This is a genomic window from Microbulbifer maximicatervae (SeqCode) (assembly GCF_052467825.1).
This window is the reverse complement of record NZ_CP174327.1, coordinates 4,373,769-4,396,130: the sequence shown is the minus strand read 5'-3', so window position 1 is coordinate 4,396,130 and position 22,362 is coordinate 4,373,769. Positions and strand designations below refer to the sequence as shown.

General features: G+C 44.3%; 23 protein-coding genes. 20 read left to right on the top strand and 3 right to left on the bottom strand.

The annotated features are described in order from the left end of the window. Position 1: 1 nt before the first annotated feature. The 20 genes from ACJJII_RS19540 (at position 2) to sctL (ending at position 18,740) form a co-directional block, all read left to right on the top strand. Positions 2–397: a hypothetical protein gene (locus ACJJII_RS19540; RefSeq protein WP_444917401.1), complete on the top strand. Its 396-nt coding sequence runs from the start codon at positions 2–4 to the stop codon at positions 395–397. 369 nt (positions 398–766) lie between these two features. Next, entirely contained in the window at positions 767–2,890 is a 2,124-nt protein-coding gene (gene sctV, locus ACJJII_RS19535) for a type III secretion system export apparatus subunit SctV (RefSeq protein WP_444917400.1), read from the top strand. An 11-nt stretch (positions 2,891–2,901) separates the two neighbouring features. Further along, positions 2,902–4,311 carry a type III secretion system ATPase SctN gene (gene sctN, locus ACJJII_RS19530; RefSeq protein WP_444917399.1) on the top strand — a complete coding sequence of 470 codons (1,410 nt, stop codon included), beginning with the start codon at positions 2,902–2,904 and terminating at the stop codon, positions 4,309–4,311. 143 nt (positions 4,312–4,454) lie between these two features. After that, the gene (gene sctO, locus ACJJII_RS19525; RefSeq protein ID WP_444917398.1) at positions 4,455–4,922 is read left to right on the top strand and encodes a type III secretion system stalk subunit SctO; all 468 of its coding nucleotides are present in this window, start codon (positions 4,455–4,457) and stop codon (positions 4,920–4,922) included. An 8-nt stretch (positions 4,923–4,930) separates the two neighbouring features. Beyond that, complete coding sequence (locus ACJJII_RS19520) at positions 4,931–6,679, top strand: hypothetical protein (protein ID WP_444917397.1); 1,749 nt, start codon at positions 4,931–4,933, stop codon at positions 6,677–6,679. Then, positions 6,676–7,728: a type III secretion system cytoplasmic ring protein SctQ gene (gene sctQ / locus ACJJII_RS19515; RefSeq protein WP_444917396.1), complete on the top strand. Its 1,053-nt coding sequence runs from the start codon at positions 6,676–6,678 to the stop codon at positions 7,726–7,728. Before ACJJII_RS19520 ends, sctQ begins: the two co-directional genes overlap by 4 nt. Continuing rightward, on the top strand, positions 7,718–8,380 hold the full coding sequence (sctR, locus tag ACJJII_RS19510; protein ID WP_444917395.1) for a type III secretion system export apparatus subunit SctR: 663 nt from the start codon (positions 7,718–7,720) through the stop codon (positions 8,378–8,380). The genes sctQ and sctR overlap by 11 nt, the downstream gene beginning before the upstream one ends. 51 nt (positions 8,381–8,431) lie before the next feature. Further along, positions 8,432–8,686: a type III secretion system export apparatus subunit SctS gene (gene sctS, locus ACJJII_RS19505; RefSeq protein WP_444917394.1), complete on the top strand. Its 255-nt coding sequence runs from the start codon at positions 8,432–8,434 to the stop codon at positions 8,684–8,686. Position 8,687: 1 nt separating this feature from the next. Next, the gene (sctT, locus tag ACJJII_RS19500; RefSeq protein ID WP_444917393.1) at positions 8,688–9,488 is read left to right on the top strand and encodes a type III secretion system export apparatus subunit SctT; all 801 of its coding nucleotides are present in this window, start codon (positions 8,688–8,690) and stop codon (positions 9,486–9,488) included. Next, positions 9,485–10,543 (top strand): type III secretion system export apparatus subunit SctU, encoded by a 1,059-nt coding sequence (gene sctU / locus ACJJII_RS19495; RefSeq protein ID WP_444917392.1) that lies wholly within the window; start codon positions 9,485–9,487, stop codon positions 10,541–10,543. The genes sctT and sctU overlap by 4 nt, the downstream gene beginning before the upstream one ends. A 25-nt stretch (positions 10,544–10,568) precedes the next feature. After that, positions 10,569–11,033: a type III secretion system chaperone gene (locus tag ACJJII_RS19490; protein WP_444917391.1), complete on the top strand. Its 465-nt coding sequence runs from the start codon at positions 10,569–10,571 to the stop codon at positions 11,031–11,033. Between the two features lie 1,249 nt (positions 11,034–12,282). Further along, complete coding sequence (sctC, locus tag ACJJII_RS19485) at positions 12,283–14,124, top strand: type III secretion system outer membrane ring subunit SctC (protein WP_444917390.1); 1,842 nt, start codon at positions 12,283–12,285, stop codon at positions 14,122–14,124. 19 nt (positions 14,125–14,143) lie between these two features. Then, positions 14,144–15,574 (top strand): type III secretion system inner membrane ring subunit SctD, encoded by a 1,431-nt coding sequence (gene sctD, locus ACJJII_RS19480; RefSeq protein ID WP_444917389.1) that lies wholly within the window; start codon positions 14,144–14,146, stop codon positions 15,572–15,574. Positions 15,575–15,587: 13 nt separating this feature from the next. Next, a complete protein-coding gene (locus ACJJII_RS19475; RefSeq protein ID WP_444917388.1) occupies positions 15,588–15,803 on the top strand; it encodes an EscE/YscE/SsaE family type III secretion system needle protein co-chaperone in 216 nt (71 codons plus the stop codon). Between the two features lie 45 nt (positions 15,804–15,848). Then, complete coding sequence (locus ACJJII_RS19470; protein WP_444917387.1) at positions 15,849–16,097, top strand: EscF/YscF/HrpA family type III secretion system needle major subunit; 249 nt, start codon at positions 15,849–15,851, stop codon at positions 16,095–16,097. 8 nt (positions 16,098–16,105) lie between these two features. Next, positions 16,106–16,471, top strand: a complete 366-nt coding sequence (locus ACJJII_RS19465) for a hypothetical protein (RefSeq protein WP_444917386.1) — start codon at positions 16,106–16,108, stop codon at positions 16,469–16,471. A 10-nt stretch (positions 16,472–16,481) separates the two neighbouring features. Beyond that, positions 16,482–16,805 (top strand): type III secretion system inner rod subunit SctI, encoded by a 324-nt coding sequence (sctI, locus tag ACJJII_RS19460; RefSeq protein ID WP_444917385.1) that lies wholly within the window; start codon positions 16,482–16,484, stop codon positions 16,803–16,805. Continuing rightward, the gene (gene sctJ, locus ACJJII_RS19455; protein ID WP_444917384.1) at positions 16,805–17,407 is read left to right on the top strand and encodes a type III secretion system inner membrane ring lipoprotein SctJ; all 603 of its coding nucleotides are present in this window, start codon (positions 16,805–16,807) and stop codon (positions 17,405–17,407) included. Before sctI ends, sctJ begins: the two co-directional genes overlap by 1 nt. A gap of 35 nt (positions 17,408–17,442) precedes the next feature. Next, positions 17,443–18,141, top strand: coding sequence for a hypothetical protein (locus ACJJII_RS19450; protein ID WP_444917383.1), 699 nt, complete (start codon positions 17,443–17,445; stop codon positions 18,139–18,141). Continuing rightward, positions 18,120–18,740, top strand: coding sequence for a type III secretion system stator protein SctL (gene sctL, locus ACJJII_RS19445; RefSeq protein ID WP_444917382.1), 621 nt, complete (start codon positions 18,120–18,122; stop codon positions 18,738–18,740). Before ACJJII_RS19450 ends, sctL begins: the two co-directional genes overlap by 22 nt. Before the next feature lie 360 nt (positions 18,741–19,100). Here the strand turns inward: sctL and ACJJII_RS19440 are convergent, their stop codons facing one another. From ACJJII_RS19440 to ACJJII_RS19430, 3 genes are read right to left on the bottom strand one after another with little or no spacing between them, the layout of a single operon-like run. After that, positions 19,101–19,931, bottom strand: a complete 831-nt coding sequence (locus tag ACJJII_RS19440; protein ID WP_444917381.1) for a sulfurtransferase — start codon at positions 19,929–19,931, stop codon at positions 19,101–19,103. A gap of 59 nt (positions 19,932–19,990) precedes the next feature. Then, complete coding sequence (locus ACJJII_RS19435; protein WP_444917380.1) at positions 19,991–21,643, bottom strand: alpha/beta fold hydrolase; 1,653 nt, start codon at positions 21,641–21,643, stop codon at positions 19,991–19,993. 60 nt (positions 21,644–21,703) lie between these two features. After that, positions 21,704–22,321 carry a trimeric intracellular cation channel family protein gene (locus ACJJII_RS19430; RefSeq protein ID WP_444917379.1) on the bottom strand — a complete coding sequence of 206 codons (618 nt, stop codon included), beginning with the start codon at positions 22,319–22,321 and terminating at the stop codon, positions 21,704–21,706. Positions 22,322–22,362: the final 41 nt, after the last annotated feature.

Sequence of the window (22,362 nt, the reverse complement as noted above, 5' to 3'; positions counted from 1 at the left end):
AATGTTATCTGCCAAATCTAAGGATGTGCTTAATTTTCATGGTGGAATCTCCGGTGTTTCTTATTTAGAGCAGCAACCTACTACGCGAGACTTGCCCTCTGCTAAGCGAATAATCTATTACAACAATAATACATCTCCTTCACATCTGTCAGAACTATTTAAGCGCTCAAATGGGCAGCAACTGTTGAATAAGGTGTGTGTCCCTGATCGAAGTGACATCCAGCCATCAGCACGCTATGAGGGTGAGAAAAAAGCGCTTTACGCACTTGAATGGATTAGGGGGCTGGATTGCAATTTGACCGCAGAAATAAGAGATAAATCTGAGCAGATTTTTATGGAGTTGGCTGAGCTAGAGCTGAAAGATCAGGTGCAGAGAAACCTGCTCTGTAAAGTTTAAATGATTTAATTGAGTTTGTTAGGTCCAATTAAATATCATGAGAGAATGGATAGTTGCGCAGGCAGAGTTACAGTTAAATTATGCCAGTGTAGATAAAGCCGTTACCCTGTTGCTCTTGGTTGAGGAAATATACGGTGGCAGTTTGTCCACTGGGCTAATGCTGTGTAAGGCATGGGCGTCATTGCAAAATCTAGAAAATCTTGAACATAAGTCAAGTGAACTTATAGCTACATATAACTTGGACCGTGAACAGTCAGCTGCCTTGTATTATTGCTTGAGTACAACCAAGTGGAAGGCTGGACTATATGATTCCGCAAAAATTGATCATGAAAATTACCTAAGACTGACATGTGAGGATGTTTCGAGCATATGAAAAACCTGATACTGGCATTCAGTCGACGCGCTGATCTTGCATTAGCGATTTTATTGGTTGCTATCATATTTATGATGATACTGCCAATGCCCACCAGTGTAGTTGATGCTTTAATAGCAGTAAATTTTGCTATTGCAGTACTTTTAATGATGCTATCTGTCTATATTAAGTCTGCTTTAGAATTTAGTGCATTTCCAGCTGTGCTACTTATTAGTACTCTATTTCGATTAGCGCTATCGGTTACTACCACTCGCCTGATTCTTATGAATGGTGATGCCGGTGACATCATTACAACGTTTGGTAATTTTGTAGTGGGCGGTAATTTAGTCGTGGGTCTGGTGATTTTTCTAATCATTACCATTGTACAGTTCTTAGTTATTACCAAAGGTGCTGAACGTGTAGCTGAGGTCAGTGCGCGATTCTCTCTCGACGCATTGCCAGGCAAGCAGATGAGTATTGATGGTGATATGCGCGCTGGAATGCTTGACATGGAGGAGGCACGGGATCGCAGGGAATCATTGAACCGAGAGAGCCAGCTCTTTGGTTCGATGGATGGTGCAATGAAATTCGTAAAAGGGGATGCGATTGCCGGCCTTATCATTATTTGTGTCAACATCATTGGTGGAATTTTAATCGGCACCACTCAGCATGGGATGACTACAGGTGATGCACTGGAAATGTATTCCATTCTCACCATTGGCGATGGGCTTATAGCTCAGATTCCTGCTCTATTTATTTCCATGACGGCGGGGATGATCGTTACTCGTGTGGCCTCCACGGAGGATGAGCTGGAGAGTAAAGACATCAACCTAGGCACAGTAATTGGTTCGCAAATTACTGCACATCCACGTGCACTTTATATGTCTTCTGCTCTTTTGTTTGGCCTGGCTGCGATCCCTGGCTTCCCTACAGAAATTTTTATTGCCCTGGCTCTAGTTATTGGTGGGGGCGGATTCTTTTTGGCAAGGCTCGCTAAAAAGCATCAATCACGAGGTGAAAACTTACCTGCTATATTGGCAAAGGACGGCGGTTCAGCTGCTACTGCATCCCCCGAATCCAAGAAGTTGGCTGCAAGAGCAGCGAGTAGTGGTAGAGATGACTTCTCTATCACGGTACCACTATTGGTTGACGTATCAACTGATTTAGAAGGTATATTGGATGGCGAGGAGCTAAACGCTGAGTTAAGCCGTGTAAGGAGAGCACTATACCTGGATTTGGGGGTCCCCTTTCCTGGTGTACATCTACGATTCAATGAGAATCTCCCTGATCACGAGTACCATATTCTTAACCAGGAGGTTCCCGTTGGTCATGGAAAGTTGGTACCTGATAGCATCCTGGTAACGGAACCAAAGGATCAGCTATCTATAGCAGACATTGAGTTCAAGCAAGAAGACGAATTCTTACCGAATATAGATAGCCTATGGGTCCAAAGATCACAACTAGAGACACTGGAAAGCAACAATCTATCCTATTTCTCTTTTAATCGTATTATTACATACCATTTGGCCTATATCTTAAGGCGATATGCAGAGGAATTTATAGGAATACAGGAAACGCGGTATCTGCTAGAGAAGGTAGAGCCCCATTTTGGCGAGCTTGTAAAGGAAGTTGAACGTGTAATGCCGATACAGCGCCTTAGTGATGTATTCCAAAGATTGGTCTCTGAAGATATTTCTATTCGAAACTTAAGGGTGATACTCGAGGCTTTGGTTGAGTGGGGCCAAAAAGAAAAAGATGTGGTCCAGCTGACTGAATACGTAAGGAGCAGTTTAAAGCGCCAGATTTGTTTTAAGTATTCAGCCGGAAGTAGTACGCTCCCCTGTTATTTGCTGGATCAGGAGCTGGAAGATAGTGTTCGCGGGGCTATCCGGCAGACTTCAGCAGGATATTACTTGGCTCTGGACCCTTCGGTGGCAAAGCGATTTACCGATAACTTGGCAATTTATACGAAAGATAGTTTGCAGATGGAGCGAAAGCCCGTTCTGTTAATTGCCATGGATATACGCCGGTATGTTCGCAAGCTGATTGAAAATGAATTTTATGAGCTTCCCGTCCTGTCTTTTCAGGAGTTGACCAAGGATATAAATGTTCAACCAATTGCCCGTATATCTATTAGCTGAAGACACTGACTGTGAAGAAAGCACAACCGAAAGAGCAACCGGCTGTTGATGTTCAGTTGGAGTTAAAGTCTTACCTTTCTCAAGTTGAGGAAACGTGGGGCGACAATAAGCATAAAATATACCATGCAATTGCTGAATGTAATTGTATGCGGATGCGAGGCTGGGTCCAAAATGTATCCGGTACGATTATCAAGGCCCAGGTTCCAGATGTTCAAATTGGTGAATTGTGTCGACTGGTTTCCCCTGGAGTCGAAAAACCTCTGTTAGCTGAAGTGGTGGGGTTAGAAAAGAGCATTGCATTATTATCCCCCCTGGGTGAACTCGCGGGAATATCGAATAAAACAGAAGTATTGCCCACAGGTCGCAGTCATCAGATAGAAGTGGGTGAGTTTTTACTGGGGAGTGTGCTTGATGGTTTGGGGAACCCGTTAAAAAAGGGCAGCCGCTATGATGGTGATTCCGCAACAAGAGAGAGAGTTCAGGTTATAGCTGACGCTCCGGATGCCATGGAGCGGCAGTTAATCGATAGACCGGTGTCACTAGGCATAAAAGCTATTGATAGTATCCTTACCTGTGGAGAGGGGCAGAGGATTGGTATCTTTGCTGCTGCTGGCGGGGGTAAAAGTACATTACTGTCTATGATTATCCGCAATGCGGAAGTCGATGTTATCGTTATTGCGCTAATTGGAGAGCGAGGGCGCGAGGTCCGCGAATTTATTGATCATGATTTAGGAGCTGATGGTCTAGCGAGGGCCGTTCTTGTTGTAGCAACATCAGATAGGCCTGCTATGGAGCGCGCTAAGGCCGCATTGGTCGCGACAGCAATTGCAGAGCACTTCAGGGAAAAGGGACAAAAAGTCTTGTTACTGATGGATTCCGTAACACGATATGCCAGGTCGTTGCGGGAGATTGGACTTGCTGCCGGAGAGCCCCCAACACGCCGGGGCTACCCTCCATCTGTATTCGCTGCGCTACCACAGCTAATGGAGCGTAGTGGAAACTCCGCCAAAGGGTCAATCACGGCTTGTTATACCGTTCTCGTTGAAGGTGATGATATGACAGAGCCTGTTGCAGACGAAACGAGATCTATCCTAGATGGCCACATAATACTTTCTCGTGCCTTGGGAGCAGCTGCACATTACCCAGCGATCGATGTGCTGCAAAGCGCAAGCAGGGTAATGAATAATTTTGTGGCACCGGAACACAAATTGGCGGCCATGAAGATACAGAATCTATTGGCAAAGTATAAAGAAGTAGAGCTGTTAGTGCGTATCGGTGAGTATCAACGCGGCAATGATCCGGTCACCGATGAGGCTGTAGATAGAATTGATGAGATAAATTCATTCCTGAAACAGGGTACCCACGAATTGATACCGTTTGATGCTAGTGTGACGCAACTTTTAAAGATGTTTCCTTCGTAGTGTCAGGGATAAGGCGTGGAGCTGACCTATCTAGCACTTTCCTGCAATAAATGGCCTAAATCTAAAAAAAACAAACCAAATTATAAAGAGAATATTTAGGCCATCAATATAATACCAAAAGCTCCGTGTGGTGGTGGCGATGCATGGTTAGTCTAGACCGTATTTTAACAGTAAAGACACTTAAGCTGGATGCTGCGAAAAAGGAGTTTCAGCGGGCAACTGAATTACTACGCCAGAGAACGACGCAGCTTGAGTTAGCGCAGAAAGAGTTTGAAAACCACAGGTTGTGGCGAATCTCTGAAGAGGCCAGGCAATACAAAGCCATCATGGGACAACCTCTTCAAACAGCACAGCTAGATAAATTTAGATCCTCTATGGCAGCGATGCACGAAGATGAGGCATCGCTTAAATTGAAGGCCATCGAGTCGGAAAAGCTACTTCAGGATGCCATAGACAACAAAGAAAGCTGTCATAGGCAACTTCAGCATTGTTTGAAGGGAGTCGAGAAGTACGAGCAGCTTATAAAAGAGCTGCATAACATGGAAAGAGCCATAGAGGAGCGGCTTAGTGAAGAAACGCTGGATGAATTTTTAATTACCTCTACTAGGTAGAAATATTGATGTCAATAGAATTAGAACGTATTAAGGTGAGCGGAAAAGCACCCTTGGAATCGACCCAATGGACATCAAGTATTTTTTCTAGCAAGAAGGATTCAGGTATCAGTTTTGATGCCGATACCAGTGCAGCTAAATTCCAGCAACGAGCTCAAGTGAAAGAGAGTCATGGTAATGAAGCCGTAAGCTATCAGGACTTCCTTCAGGACTTCGAACGTGAACTGACTTCCCTAGTCGGGTTTTTCGAGCGCCATACCGATAGAGTCCCTATGGATAATGGGCCTGAAAGGCAATCTATGCCGGAGCTGTCAAGAAAAAAGGTCAATGGGGATCAGTATCAAACTGTGCGTGTTAGTGCAGGAATGATTGATGATCATAAATCATCTAGCCAACAAGCGGAGACCTCCACAGGCTATCTCCATGAAGCTGCCATGGATAATAGATCGCAGGGGCATCAAAGTACAGATTCCGTAGATAATGGACTTGCCAAGCCATCTATGCAGGCTCCCCAAAAAATCGATGTTAACGGGACTCAATACCGAAAAGACCGCATTTATTCAGCGGCGGGTGGCGATATTGGATCGCAGGGGCATCAAAGAGCAACTACCGTAGATAATGGACTTGCCAAGCCATCTATGCAGGCTCCCCAAAAAATCGATGTTGATGGGACTCAACACCGAAAAGACCGTATTTATTCAGTGGCGGGTGTCGATATTGGATTGCAGGGGCATCAAAGAGCAACTTCCGTAGATAATGGACTTGCCAAGCCGTCTATGCAGGAGCCCCCAAAAGTCGATGTCGATCGGGCTCTACACCCAAAAGATCATATTCTTTCTGCAGCGGGTGGTGATAATGGGTTGCAGGGGCATCATAGAGCAGCTTCCGTAGATAATGGACTTGCCAAGCCATCTATGCAGGAACCTTCAAAAATCGATGTCGATCGGACTCAACACCGAAAAGAGCGTATTTATTCAGCGGCGGGTGACGATATTGGATCGCAGGGGCATCAAAGAGCAACTTCTGTGGATAATGGACTTGCCAGGCCGTCTATCCAGCCTCCCCAAAATATCGATGTCGATGGGACTCAGCACTTAAAAGACTGGTTTTTTTCAGCAGCTAGTGGTGGTCATAAGTCACTAGATCATCAAATGGGTACCTACGCCAACACCCCGGTTAATAACCTCAAAAGCTTATTGTCTGATGAGCAGGCCGGACAATTGATTTTGAATTTGGAGGGTGTCGAATATCTAGAAGAAGGTGAGGTTATTTATGTAGCGCAATCCGCACTTTCTGCAATTGATCGTTTGTATTTATCACAGGTAAGTAAATGCAGTGAAGTGAAATCGGATGTTGGCTTGCTGTCCAATTTGCAGGGGGCCGGGCTAGAGACTATATCAATCAGTAAGAAAGTTATTCGCGCTGAGGTGGTGTGTAGGGCGCTCTCGGATACTAGGGTTACTGTTGAATTGCAAGATGGAAAATTGTCAGTGCATTTTGATATACAAAATCAAGACTTGGGCGTAGCTGGTACCTCTATGCTCACCGAGCTTCGGGCAATGCTTGACCATAAATACGCACAATTTCATGTGTCGGTAACTACGAGCAGCGCTGATCAGGTCGAAGTAGAGAGCAGTGCAAGTGATAACTCAAAGAAGCGGGATGGGAATAGTTCGGGTGATGATGGTAATCAACGTGACGCCCCTTCCGAAGAGAAGTGGGAAATAGATTACTTGCTTGGTGGTCTAACTAAATGAATATAAATAAGCTTGCATTGCTAAAAACGACCATGCAAGAAGTGGCGTTAAAAAATTTCCTCATTTGTAACAAGCTGGATATTGAGCTGGGTTCGCCAGACAAAGAGATCCCGCCGCTATTGCACATCAGATCAGTCGGCTGTACCAGTAAATTGCCAGAAAGGGCGCTTTACTTTGAGTTAAGTGGAGGGGGGGGCGATACACACTGGAAATTCTACGTTTCCTTGAGTGAGGCCAGTACTCTGCTGTCTTGCTATTTTCAAGGTGTATGTATTTCAGGCTTGCCCTGCGAATTGATTGAGGCAGCATGTGAATTATGGTTTGAACATATTGCTGAGGCGAATCAAGGGTTGAGAGATTATCACCTTGGTGGAGTTCAAATTGTCACAACAAGCGAGTCAAGTTCTTCAGCTAATCTGGCTTGCAAACTGCGGGTTTCTGAGCAGAAAAATTGTATCAATGTTTTCTGTGTGATCCCAAGATCAGGCTTTGAGCTGCCAATAAGCAGCTGTGTTAGCAAAAGACGGCACCCTCTGCCAGCTGCGCTGCCCATTAGGTTTGTTATTGGCACTACCCACCTGGATATCCATGAGTTAGAAGGTATTGAAGCCGGTGATATTATCCTAATAAAGAAATCATATCTATCACAGCAGCATTGTTTAGTAATGTTTTGCCGCCAGCTAATCTGGTTAGCAGAATGCGATATGAAAAGTATTACACTTAAATATCCTTGGAGTGAACAAATGGATAATGAGTATAGCGAAGCTGATGATTCACTAGGGGAGCTTGATGAAGCCTCTGATGCAGCGGAAGTAACTCGAAAACTACAAGATGTTTCTTTGACTCTCAGTTTTGCTTTGCCCGGAGTAGAAATGACGATCGAGGATGTTCAGGCATTATCAGAGGGATATACATTTCAATTGGTTGACTCGGCTTCAACTCAAATCGCCATTATTGTAAATGGGTCTGTAATAGGTAAAGGGCAATTGGTGAACATAGAAGGTCAGTTGGGCGTACAGGTCTCGAAGTGGGGTAAAAATGGGGATTAGTTTTCTAGGCGGCCAGCTTGACCATATATCGATAATATTAGCGCTTGGTGCTCTAGCATTAGTCCCGTTTCTGGCGGTAATGGGAACCTCCTTTGTTAAGATTGTTATTGTTTTTTCACTGCTCCGTAATGCCTTGGGAGTTCAGCAGACACCACCTAATATGGCGTTGTATGGCGTGGCTTTGATTCTGACGCTATATATAATGGCTCCGGTGGGGTTTGATATACAAGAATATGTTGAGGCTAATAGTCATTTAACGGAATCTTCTGAGAATTATAAAGAGTTATTTTCAGGGGCAGTTAAACCCTATGCCGCATTCTTACAAAACAATACGACCGAAATAGAAAAAAACTATTTTCTGGATACTGCCAGGGAAATTTGGCCTGAGCGCCACGCAGATAAAGTAACGGATGATAGCTTATTGGTCTTGTTGCCAGCGTTTACCGTTAGTCAGGTTACTGAAGCGTTTAAGATTGGGTTTTTAATCTATTTACCCTTCTTGGTAATTGACCTCATTGTTTCAAACATACTTCTTGCTATGGGTATGATGATGGTATCTCCAATGACAATCTCGCTTCCATTTAAATTATTGTTGTTTGTTGTGTTAGATGGATGGACAACCCTTACTCATAGTCTGGTCATGGCCTACTAGTGAGAGAAAAACACCATATTATATTTACCTTTTGGTCGCGAGAGTAGAGTTGTGGATGTAGGTGAGATGATGAGGTTGGCACAGGAGGCAATGATGTTAGTGTTGATACTTTCTCTTCCTGCTATTGTAGCTGCCTCGATAGTAGGCACTCTGGTGAGCCTCATCCAGGCATTGACCCAAATTCAGGAACAAACGCTAGGGTTTGTATTAAAACTGGTTGCGGTTATCTTTGCATTGATTGGTACGGGCAGCTGGATGGGGGCTGAGTTAGTCGCTCTTGGTGCGACTGCTTTCAACAGCATATAAAATGGATCTTGATTTAAATAACCTAGAAGCAATGATTCAGGCCTATATTTTATCATTGCCGCGCGTGTATTTGGTATTTACAGTTCTACCAATGATGAGTAGAGGGTTTTTAGGTAGCTCAATGGTGCGCAACGGTATTCTATTGAGTTTGTCTCTATTTATATTTCCGCTTACGGAAGGTAGTTTGCCTCCGGACCTGGGAAAGCTTGGGTATATTTCAATACTCCTTAAAGAATCTGCCATTGGATTGATCATTGGAGTGGTCGTGGCAATCCCATTTTGGATTGCCGAGGGGGTTGGTTTTTTAATTGACAATCAGAGAGGGGCCACTATGGCGAATATTGTCAACCCATTGCTGGGGGACGAGACTTCGCCACTAGGTATTTATCTCAGTCATTTATTGAACACCTTCTTTATTCTTAGCGGAGCGTTTCTGCTGATGATGGGAGTAATCTACGAGAGCTACATATTTTGGCCAATTAATGAAATGTTTCCCCGAAATTTGGCTGGTGCGGATATCTATATTTTTTCACAGCTGGATTTTTTAAGTAAATCCATTGTTGTCTTTTCCGCACCAATTGTCATTGCGATGTTTTTGGCAGAGTTTACCCTTGCGCTGATTAGCAGGTTCTCACCACAATTAAACGTTTTCTTTATGGCAATGCCAGTTAAAAGTGCTATCGGCATATTTGTTTTGGTTGTATATATCCACGCCCTATTAGGCCATATCGATAGTGTTGTTACTGATACTTTTGAAGGGATGCATCACTTTATGCGAAACACTCTTGGTGGTGTAATGTGAGTTCATCATCAAAAACGGAGCCCCCAACGCCCAAGAAAATACGAGACTCCAGGGAAAAAGGCCAGGTAGCAAAAAGTAAAGAGGTGGTATCCCTGGTTCTGCTTGTGTCTGTAACCGGGTATTTCTGGCTATTTGGTGAAAGTATTTTTTTCCAGATTAAAGGTCTTTTTTATGATCTTTCGAGGCATATAGATCTTCCGGTTGGTCAATTGTTTTTAAATGCCTCGGTTGAGGCGTTCTATATAGCGGCAAAAATATTATTGCCAATACTGGCTGTGGTTTTTGTTTTTGCAATTATATCAAACGTTATGCAGATCGGATGGATATTTAGTGGGGAGACGGTCAAGCTAAAGTTTGAAAATATAGGCCTGGTGAATGGTGCAAAGAAAATATTCAGCGCGCAAAATGCCATGGAGTTTGTTAAATCCCTTATCAAGATCGTGGTCCTTAGCTATGTTTCATGGTATGTATTAAAAAATAATCTTGCGCTGATTATGGAGATACCCACTTGTGGTGCTGATTGCGCCATCTATATAACCGGATCATTAATGATGAAGTTAATCCTATATTGCCTTGCGGCATTTGTCTTCTTGGCTGGGGCTGACTTTGGGCTCGAACGTTTTTTGTACTTCAAGAAACTCCGCATGTCTATTGATGAGGTGAGAAGGGAGTATAAAGAGACTGAGGGTGATCCGGAGATTAAGGGGCGCAGAAAAGAGCTGCATCGCGAACTTATGAGTGAGGAGGTGGTTCAAAAGAGGGTGTCACAAGCAGACGTTTTGATTACCAACCCAATACACTTTGCGGTAGGAATTCGGTATGATCAAACAGTTTCCCAGCTACCTTTTGTTACAATCAAAGGTGAAATGTTATTTGCACAAAAATTAAGGCATATAGCACAAAAAAATGAAATCCCGGTTATCGAGAGCGTGGCTCTCGCAAGAGGTCTTTACGCAAAAATAGATATAGACCAAAAAATTACGGATGAATTTGTAGAACCGGTGGCGGATGTTATCCGCTGGTTGCGTGAGCAAAAAACACCCCATACTGACTGAGACGTATAGACATTGGAGTTTGATTATGAATCTTGATTTTCCCAGGCTGATTCAAGAGTTAGCAGTAAACTTGCAGCAACCGCTTATGGAGCCCGTTGAAGACGCTTGCCGTATCTCTTGGGATGAGGTTGATATGCATATTTACCTGCATGAGGAAGATGGCAAAGAGCTGGTTATTGTCACTTTGGATATTGGTGAGATTCCAAATGGGCAGGAGGAGCATATCTGTAAGTTAATGCTCCAAGGTAACTACCTTTGGGTAGCCAGTGAGTATGCAACACTGTCCTTACATCCTGAGTCGCAGATGATAGTTTTATGCGATAAAGAGCGTGCAGAAGTAGTAGAGATTGAGTCCTTCACTCAAAGAGTAAAAGCTTTGTACCAAACGGCAGTCTACTGGCAGGAAATAATATCGGTTAACGGTGGAGATGCTTCCGTTGAAACGAATGGGGCTCCTGTGTTGAACCATGACTTTGGGATAAAAGTGTAACTATAGGTATAGGCCTTTATTAGATAGACCTTCTAAGAATAGATTGGCTGGCAATGTAGAAGCTTAATATAGGAATCATTGTCAGTCTTGTTTCCTGCACCACTTGACCATCACCCGTTTTACGAATGGTATTTAGCCGATTATTTTAAGCAATTGCATTCATGGAGTTGGAACAGTCGAGTGGCCACTTATATCACTACTATAATTGAAGCCATTTTTGACGGGGCTGATGAATTGCACGGGGTATGTTCGGCTTAAAGTCGTAACGCTAGGCGTCAACTATTTAAGTGGTGGGGCTAAATCCGAACTGTAAATATAGACCAGGCCATTTTGCGGCGGACTGATTGCTGTATTTATCCCTATCACAGCGTTAGTTGATCAGCAAATGTATGATCAACTAATGTACCCATTGGTTTTTCAGTGTAATGTCTATGGAATGTACTCGTCAGAACTTTATAGGGCTGGCCAGTATTAGGGCGATGTAAATTACAAGCGCAGAACTCTACCATTACCGTGCTAATTTGTAGCCTTGCGAGTGTCAGGGTCGCTTGCGGTATATTTAAACAGGAAGGTGTTTTGATACGTCTTAGGGGGGAGCAAAGCTTGGACTTGATAGCCTATCTTGGTCACCGAACACCCAATATTCTGTGTGTCCGTGTTATAGCTATTTAATCCCGGCTTATCCAGAGCGGAGTTGACATTTTTAATATTCCGCTGTGGCTTAAATTTATTGAGCATAAGTCCCACTTGCGGGCCTAAAAATGACCTTTATCTAAAAAAATGCGATCAATTCTTAAAGAAGGTTTCCTTGATCGCTGATATAGTAAAAAAATAAATATTGCCAATATTCGGGTTACTATGACGCTTCAGGCTAAAATTTCTGCTTTATGCTCAGAAGTATTCTTACCTATGCCGAGGATTGGTAGTGATGGCTCTTATACCTTGAGTTTTGATTCGAAGTTCAATGTGAAATTTATCGAGCATCAGAATAGATACATTCTTTGCACAAATGAGCTCGGCTTGATTTCTGACAAGCAAAATCTTCTGGATGCAATGCATAGGAGTTATGCTTGGAAGGGGTTGAAGCTGTCTGTGGTATCAGATATTTCCGACAACTTTGGGGTTCAAAGTACTATGCCCAGTAGCATACCGTATGATGAATTTTTCGACGTTGTCAATCATCATTGTGGATATTGTGAGGTTCTATTAAGGCAAGTGGCTATTAGTCAAGTAAACGAGTTGCGGTATCATGAATTTATTACGCCATAGTATCCCTTTGTGTTTGATTGCAATTGTAATATTGCCTTTTGCTAAGGTTCACAGCCAAACTCTTAATGGAGATCCTTTTGAGTTTTATGGCGAGGAGCAGCCACTGGTTGATGTACTTACCTCGATAGCAACACATTCACGTCTAGGTGTAGAGGTGAATGAAGAAATCGATAGCAACTTTAGTGGATATTTGATGAAACGAGATAGTGAGGAAGCACTAAACTTTCTCGCTGGGGCGTTTGATCTTGTATGGTACTTTGACGGCGCAACCATCTATGTTGACCCTATCAGTTCAATGGATAGCAAGCTGTTCTTGCTCGAAACAATTAATTCTGAGCTTCTTAAGCAGACAATGAAGGATCTATCAATTTGGGATGATAGGTTCGAATGGCGTTCATTGGGAGTAAGTGGAATTGCGATGATATCGGGCCCGCCTAGGTATCTCGATTTGGTGGATCAAACAGTAGAGATGTTGAAGTTGCGCGCAGCTGCCGCGAACAATGATACGCTAGCCATTCAAATTTATAAGTTGAAATATGCATCTGCAGCTGATCGTAGAGTGAATGTTAGAGATGAAGAGGTGGTACTGCCGGGTGTTGCGACACTATTAAAAGGTCTTCTTAGTTCAGGTTCAATATCTGAACATGCCCAGATTTTTCCTGATCTAGATAATACTCAAGCTGAGGGAACACAGCTTGATGAGATATTACTGCCTGGAGCCGAGTCTAAAAATAGAGCGAATACTATTGACCAGTTGGGATATTCTAGTGGTGCCTCGCATCCTAATGCGGCGGTTTATCCTGACCCAAGTACGAATTCAGTAATTATACAAGACTACAACTCTAGACTACTTCTCTATGAAAACTTGATTGGGCAATTGGACCAGCAGAGACAACAGCTTGAAATTAGCTTGGTGATTATTGATCTAACAACTAACTCATTACGTGAGATCGGCGTCAACTGGAATGTTGACTCGGTTGCACGTGGAGGCGGTCTTTTGGATTTAGTCTTGCCTGGAAGTACGCTCGTGGATGCTGATTTTTTTGCCCAAACGAATGTAGATTTCCTAGCAACAGTGAGAGCGCTCGAATCTGAAGGCAAGGCTCGTGTTACTTCCAGACCGGCTGTCGTTACTGAAGATGGAATGGAAGCTTTGTTAGATAATAATGAATCCTTTTTTGTGCGTGTGGAGGGAGAGCGAGTAGCAAGCTTAGAGCAAATTACATACGGTACGCTATTAAAAGTTGTTCCTCGTATTGTTGATGATTCGTCTGAGTTAGGAGAGGTCTCGGTCATCAATCTTGATGTTCAGATTGAGGATGCAAATCGCCTGAATGATGGTGGGGTTGATTCTATCCCATCGATTAGGAATACCTTAATCAACACTCGTTCATCTGTCCCGAATGGTGGTTCCCTACTTATTGGTGGATATTATCGTGAAGCAACCACTAGTAATGTGGAGGGAGTACCAATGTTAGGGCGAATTCCAATTTTTGGAAGCTTCTTTCGGCGTGATGATGATAGCCAATCTCAACTGGTTAGACTGTTTATGTTAAGCCCAAGAATCTTGTCAGAATCACTATTTGAATCTCAGTTATCACATAGCGATAGTCATCTTAAAAACCAGTATATTCCAGGTAAATTCTCCGATGTTTCTAATTATAATCCGAACATTCATGAACTGGAATCGGTGGGGTTTTGTGAGCCTGCTCACAAGGCGAGACAGCGGCGTAATAATTTGATGGCTGCAAATATATCGACACGTATTCTGCCATGTAATGAAGATACGGTTGATGCTTATCGTGTGGTAACTTCAAATTAATCGTCAATGGTATAATCCAATGAAACGATGGAAGCTTAAAGTATTAAATAGCGAACATTATGGTGCCGAAGTACCGCTTCATAGCAATATGGTGTTAGGCAGTGACGAAGAGCTGGCGGATTTGGTGCTTAGCTCTACTATAGTTTCCGCGCAATACATAACCTTTGATTCGGATGAAGATGGTGTAAAAGTTGAACTTCTCGAGGAGGATATTTCACTTGAATCAGATGGTGAAATTATCTCTTCCGATGACTACTTGCCTACTCAAAAAGCTATTACTGCAGGTAGATTGTGCTTTGCATTGCGTTTAGAAACTGAAGAGTGGGTTGAAGAGCTGCAAAGTTCCAGTCCTTCTATCTCTGTAAATCCAAAAGGGCGACCGGAACCCATTGATAGGGATGCGAAGGATACAAGCACAGATTCTAAAAATAGATTAACCTCCATTGCAGCTATGCCTGCTACAAAATGGGTTGTAGTGGCTGTTGGAGTAGGAATAACATCTTTTTATAGTTACTTTATGTATAAAGCAAAGGATAGTATTCCTGCTGAGCCGGCTGTAGAGGAGGTGGTGAGTCATGGAGAACCCGAAAAGGTAAGCTCGCAGGTAGATTCAGAGAGGTTAGGGAATAGTAAGTTATCTGAACTTCTTTCGCAGGCGAAGTATCAAGATCTTAATGTGAGCGCCGATGAGAAATCTGAAAGTATTTTGGTGTCTGGTTATGTCCAAGATGATATTTCTTTACATATTTTAAAGCAGCAGATTGAAGCAATCTCTACTGCTATTTCTATTAATGTTTATAGTGTAGAAAAGATGGAGCAGTCTGCGCGGTTAATTTTAGCAAACTTGGGGCTGGTGCCGGAGAAGATTGAGCGTGGTAGTAAGCCAGGTCATTTAGTAGCTGTTACGGATGGAGATTTTTCGAGGACTTGGGATAAGGCCGAAAAGGTATTGCTCTCTGATATTCCTGGGTTACTGATTTGGGAAGTATCTTCCAGTAAAGAGGTGAGTCCGCTTAAAAGGCTGACATCAATGATTGCAGAGTATAGTTTTTCTACGCAATTGTCTTTCAAGGAGAGGAAAGATAGGATTGAAATCATTGGGAGTCTTGCTTCACCGGAAAAGCGTCAATTAAATGAAATTATGTCTGAATTTAGGGGAAGGGTTGGTGATACACCGCGCTTGATACACATTACTCCCAGAGTTCATAAAGTCCCTAAAACGCTTTCGGACTTCGGAATTGCGGCTGTTCGATCTGGGGATACCCCCTATGTCACATTTAAAAACGGTAATCGTTATTTGGTTGGCGCTAGGTTACCAAATGGTGTCAATTTGCAGGCGCTCTCTGACGGTGAAATTACTTTAATACGCGGCCTTCAATCGTATACTTTACGTTATGAAGATTTGAAGCCGAGCAATGAGAGCCCTAAATTTAGCTTTTTAGTGAATTAGTTGAGCCTTTACGATGATGGACTCGAATTTACTCCCTTTCGTTAAAACATCGAAGAATAGCGTTCTAAATTATTTGGATGAACAGTATTTCAATTGTAAGAACGAGTTACGGTTGCCACAGGCACCATCTACTTTCCAGGCCCTTACCAAACGCTTGGAGGCGCTGGAGAGCGCACAAGCGATTGTCAGGAAATTAGGGATAGATAAATTATCACAACAGGCCCTCTAAAAAGTTTAGAGGGCTCTTAAATTATACATAAACGAGGACGTATAAATGGCTTATACATCAATTGATAGTAGTTTCTCTATCGAATCAGCTTCGGCAGTGCTATCTCCTGCTGCCAGTGAAGTCAGTACGGAAATGAATGAGCAGTCTGCCATATTGGCTGCTAACCCTGATGATCCCGCGGCATTGGCCAATTTCAATGCGTCTGTAGCGAAGTGGTCGGTTGTTATGAATGTTGTATCAACAATCAACAAAGTGGTTAAAGATGCATCTATGTCGATCGTTCAAAAAATGTAAAGATAGTTATGGACTTAAATAAGGCGCTAGCAGAAATTGCAATTAGTGGTCTTGCAGAAGGCATGATAGACGAAGCAGAAAGCATAATCTCTATGCTTGAGGCTGAGTCTATCAGCAACGTCTCGAAAATAACATTGCGGGCGTTGTTGCTGGTTTATAGTGATAAACCCGAATCAGCAATTGAAGTACTTGAGCCTTGGTGCAATCAGAATATGGACCAGCTTGATACGCCACACGCATATTTGGCATTGGCTTTGTGGCGGTCGGGCAGAATTAATGCTTCTAAGGAGTTGTGTTGTAAATTAATGGCATCCTCGATTGATTGCACAATAAAAAATATGGTGAAAGAAGTCTACTCTCAGACATTAGTTTAGAGGTTATATTATGGAAACAATATCAGGCGCACAGCCGGTTGCTTTTGATTCTCCGCTTTCAGGTCAGAGCGGGTTTCTCACTGGAGAAGACCAGTTTTCTGCTTCGGAGGCCACTCTGGGGGATAAATTTTTCCAGATTATTTCGGACACCAAGGAGGAGATTGGAGCAAAAACGACAGAAATTGAATCAGCACTAAGTGTTGATGAAATAGCGCCTGTAGACCTGCTTAGGTTACAGTTCGAAATCGCAGAGATCACCATTCAGCAAGAATTGATTAGTAAGGGGATCTCAAAAAGTACACAAAATGTTGATACTTTACTCAAGGCGCAGTAATGTTTAATGCCCGATTTTTATTAGTTCTTTTTATTGTTGTTTTGACTGGATGTAAAGTAGAGCTATATACCGGCCTGGAAGAGCAGGAGGGTAATGAGATGCTCGCTCTGTTATTATCTGAGGGAGTGTCTGCTGGAAAAGAGCCGGGTAAGGGTGGAAGCATAACATTGGTGGTTGAAGAGTCTCAGCTTACAAGTGCAATTGAAATCTTGTCTAGACATTCTTATCCAAGAAAGAAATATGCAACATTAAATGAAATTTTCCCTCAGGGTGGATTGATACAATCGCCAATGGCAGATAGTGCTCGTTACACTTTTGCTATGTCACAAGATATCGCGTCTACTTTATCAAATATTGACGGAGTGTTAACAGCTAAGGTTCACTTGGTGCTGCCAGCAGAAGAAAGCAAGAAGGCGGCGAAGAGTGTTTCTAAGACGACTGTTGTTAAAGCGTCTGTATTCATAAAATATGATAGTAGAGCACCAATGAAATCCTATATTCCTCAGATAAAGGCGATGGTTTCAAATTCGGTGGACCAACTTGACTATGAAAATGTAGCAGTAGTTATTTTCCCTGGAATTTCTAATTACGCCGATAACTGATGAATAAGGTAATTAGAGATGAATGCAAGAGAAACTTGAGTGATCCGATCTTTTTGTGCTGGCTCAGGATGACACATTACCCTGCTAAATGGATTCACAAAAGTTATTTAGAGGGTTGTTTTGATGGGATCCCGGTTGAATTGCTTAATATGCCTTCTTCACAGAAGCTTATTAGGCGTCGACTCGAACTGGAGGGCTTGGATTGGTTTTTCTTTAGTGTTTCTCCTGCTAAACTCCTTTTTGCTCCTCCGCTGATCCAAAAGCGTATTATGTTAATGATAGGCTACTTGTGTCTTGATGTAAAAATGGATCGCGTTATACAAAAATCATGCAGGCAAGATTTATTTGCAGTGCTGCCACAGGTTACTTTGAAGAATATTGAGGGGCTTGGCCCCTTTCTGCTTAGCTCTCGCCCCTTCATTTTCGATGAAATACAAAAGAAAGCCGCTGAGTTTAAATTGGAAGCGTTTAGCTCTAAAGTTTTGATTGAGGTCGGGGAGCTTGTATTTTTTGAAACCCTGTCATATCTGGTTCGGCAGGCAAAAAGCGACCTCATAACAAAAGATATGCTGGATTTATGGAAAACTTACTATGAATTTCAGTATCCGGAATGTAAAGATAGCAGCTTGCCTCAAAAGTTGATAGTTGAAGCGGTCAACGATAGCCGAACATATGTTTTAATACGTAAGCTGGTAAAATATATGGAGCCAGAATGGGAAATTTTGTTGAGATAGTTCCTCAAGCTGTTGCCTTGTCTCCCGAGAGTAAGGTGGTGAAGTTAAATGAGTATAATACTTATCTTCAAGCGCAAGATATTCTCGCTCTTGCCGAGGCAGATGCAGCCGAAATTGTTGCCGGCTCTAAGGCATCAATTAAAGAAGGTTACGATCAGGGCTATGCGGATGGTGTTCAAGCGGGTTTGAGCGATCAAAGTGAAGCTCTGTTGACGACGCTCCAGCTCTGCCAGCAGTTCTTGAAAGGGCAGCAGCAAGAGGTGGTTAGCCTTGTTAAGGTAATATTGCAGAAGTTAATTGGTGAAATTGAAACCGATACTCAGCTTTTGAAGCAGATAGAAAGAGCTGTGTCAATCCATTATAATGTTGATAGTGCCAAATTGTTTGTATCACCATGTCAGTATAGGCCGGCAAGTGAAAAAATTGCTGAGCTTTTAGCGGATTATCCTACCTTGAAAAATTTTGAGGTAGTTTCTGATGATAAAGTGGCTCCAGGTAGCTGCATTCTCGAAACCCCAATCGGTATTTTAAATTTATCCTTAGAGGCACAACTTTCTGCAATAGAGCGTTCGATCGGCGCTCATGTGGAGGGTGGGTAAAGTGGGCAGGGAAGGTTTGCTTTGTCAGTGGTTGTTTATATTTGTTGAGTTTGATTAATGTTCAGGCTAAAAATGGGGTGTTGTATGAGTGTAAATATCGATTACACTCAGCAAGCACATATGGCAATTTTGTCTTGATCTGAAAATTAATTTTTAGAATACTCCTGTCAAGTTTGGCCTGTGGTAGTTGTGTCTAATTAGGTGTTACCTAAGTGCATTTTATGGGTAATATTTAAATTCGAAGCTTATGTCTTTTTTAACCTCCTTACCTCATAGTCATATGGTTTGTGCAAACACACTATATCTACTTAAATGAATCCCTTGACAGTTGTGTGTGCTAAGGATTTCTGATTTTTTCTTTTACTGATGTGCACACCAATCACTCCAGCTCCCAGGATAAAGTAGTGAGTCGTGGCGACCAGCTAAATATTGAGCATAGAAATTAACGCAGGCAGTAACTCCGGAGCCGCAGTAGTTGAGAAGTGGTTTACCATCTGCCAAGTTGCCAAACTGTGATTTAAGTTCGGCAATGGATTTCACTTTGCCATTGTTTTTGTCTGTTATGTTTTGCCAGGGCTGATTGATGGCTGTGGGTATATGTCCGGTAATCGGGTCGATAGGCTCTTCAATTCCTTCAAAGCGCTGCCTGTCCCGGGCGTCTACTAACTGCCAGGGTGCTTTACCCAGGTTTTGTTTGATGTTCTCGTAATGAACCAAAAGATTTTCTTTTGGTTGTGCGCTGAAGTTTCCTTGCTTGGATAGAGTGGGCTCGCTTGTGTCCAATGCCTCCCCTGCATCGAGCCAGGCTTTTAGACCGCCATTCAGAATGCTGATTTTCTTGTGGCCAAAGAAGAAAAACAGGAACCAAGCACGAGCAGCGAAACCCAGGCGGTTGTCGTCGTAGACGATTACCTGTGTGTCACTATCGACTCCCAGATTGCGAGCGTAGTCCTGGAACTGTGCAGCACTCGGCATTGGGTGGCGGCCGCCGTAGCGTTGCACAGGGGCAGAGAGGTCACGGTGCAGGCAGGCGTAATGGGCATCGGGAATATGGCCAGCCCGATAGTCCCGCTCACCACTATCGTGATCCGCCAGGCTATAGCGGCAGTCCAATATTACGGGTTCGCCGGTCTTTTTGAGTCCTACCAAATCAGCAACTTCAATCAGGGCAGGGTTGTTGTTGCTCTCCATCGGCCTCTCCTCAATCCTTGATACCGCTTTTGTCGTGTAACTTCAGCTGTTGTCTTTGGTTATTGGCCGCTTTCCGGGGCTGGGACTTCTGCTGCTTGGGGTTCAACGGCCTGTTGTTCGGCTTCTTGCTGGGACTCAGACTCTTCTTCGGTAGAATTCTGGTCTGCCAGCTCTGCTTTGCGGCAAGTCATGGTGGTTTCGGTTTGATCTTCGGCAGGGTTGTCGAGAAAGCGCGCAACTGCCCGCTCCGCGCAGTTGCTTGCGGAAATAATATCGTGAGCCAGGTTGGGAAATAGCAGCCATTGGTGATTCGGTAGCTCTTTGCGTGCGATATCGACATCATCTGCAGCCAGTACCGGATCCAGGCCGCCGTGTAACACTATCACTGGAACTGGGGTGGAGATGGCTTCTGACTCAGTGAGAGGAGCAGAGGGGATTGCCCAGATGCGACACTGTAGCTGCAACAAATTTAAATCTGATCGCACGGCCCCGCCGAGAATGCCGGTGTCTGCAGCATTGGCCCTGGCCTGATCAAAATCGACAAAGGGGGCCTCTTCATAGCAGAAGTGGCTAACGCCGGCTGCATCCCCAAAGTAGGGGTCCAGTACGATCTCCATAAAGTGTGCGATGGCATCCTGGGCCGGCTGTAGCCCTTCATCGCCCTCATTTTCCAGGCCCTCGATCATCTTGGGCAGTTCACTGTAGAAGTTTTCGTTATACAGCGCCTGGAATAGAACTCTCAGCAAGCGCTGTCCAGTAAGCACAAAGGGATAGCTTTGCTTTGAGTAGCGGTGCTTGATCGGAATGGTGCGCGGCTCTTCGTCTAAGGTCTGGATCAGGTTTTCCAATCTGCGGCGCAAATTGGGATAGCGACTGTTACATTTCTCGTCTTCGATGCAATGCTTCAGGCCGCGTTCGTAGGCCGCCAGGGAGTCCTGTGGGAGCTGCTGCGTGTAGACAATATTGGGGAAGACCGCACTGTTAAGCACCAGGGTGCGCACTGACTCTGGGAAGTCGCGGGCCACAGTCAGGGCGTAGCGGGAGGAGTAGGACACCCCGTAGAGATCGAATTTATCAAGTTTGAGGGTTTTTCTCAGCTCTTCTACATCCCTGGCGATCACAGAACTGTTGTACTGGGCCAAGTCGGCACTTTTGCTCAGGCGACTGTAACAGCGCTCCATACTGAAAGAGAAAACACGGGCCTCTTCTTCCGGAGACAGGTTGCGCCGGAAAGCGGTATCGGCATCTTCGATAAACTCGCTGCAAGTGAGGCGTGGCTGGGCCATACCGGTGCCCCTGGGATCTATAACAAAGAGATCCCGGCCGTCTTCTACTGTCATGGCGGCATAGTTAAGCCACAACCAATCGCTGGCGTTCTCGGGCTCTAACCCCATGCTGGCTCCGGGGCCTCCGGCGCCTAGGTGGAGTAGGGGGATTTTCTTGGGATCGGGGTTTGTGGCGCGGAAGCGCACGACCGGAAAGCGGATTTTACGCTTTTCTGGGTGGGCATAATTCTCCGGCACCTCCATCATGAAACACTGGGTGAAAGGCCAGGTTTCATCGGTTTTGAACCAGCAGGGCTTTGCGACCAGGCGAGCGTATTGTTTTTGCGGGGATTGACCGGTTTGGACAGAGTTTGTCGAGCGCTCACAGGCTCCAATCACCATGGAAAAGAGAATGATGAGGAGTATGCGCAATCGGGCTTTTTGCACTTAGATTATTCCTGTGACTGCTACTAAATAGTGGTTTATGGTTCCAGACCTTTGAGCGGGTCAGTGCCTGCCGAAGCGTGCCACTGGCGCGGAGATATTCCAGCGCAATGCCGCGAGGCGAATCGCTAGGGTCACAAATACGGCAATAGCCACCACCAGCTCATGGGGTAGCCACCCTACATTGTCCAAGGCAACGAGTATGGCCGTACCGGTAAGGGCAGCGGTGGCATAGATCTCTCGCCGGAGTAAAAGTGGAATGTCACCGGACAGCACATCCCGAATCACCCCGCCAAAAGTACCGGTCATTACGCCGAGCACGATTGCGATGGTCGCGGAATAGCCCAGTTCAAGTACTTTCTGGGTTCCGAGCACCACAAAAACGGCGAGTCCAATGGCATCTGCCACCATTAGCAGGCGCATAGGGACCTTTAGATAGCGTATCAGGTAAAAGCTTACTACACCGGTAATTGAGGCGATCCACAGGTAATAGGTGTGCTCAAGCCAGAATACAGGGACGTTGAGAATAATGTCCCGGGCGGTGCCGCCGCCAATAGAGGTGACGCAGGCGAGTACCACGGCACCAAATAAATCCATCTGTTTGTGGCCGGCGGCGAGTACGCCGCTGAAGGCAAAGACCGCGATACCGATCAATTCAAACCAGTGCAGCAGCTCATCCATATCATCGTTACATCCAGAGATTGGCGGGCAGGGGAGAATAG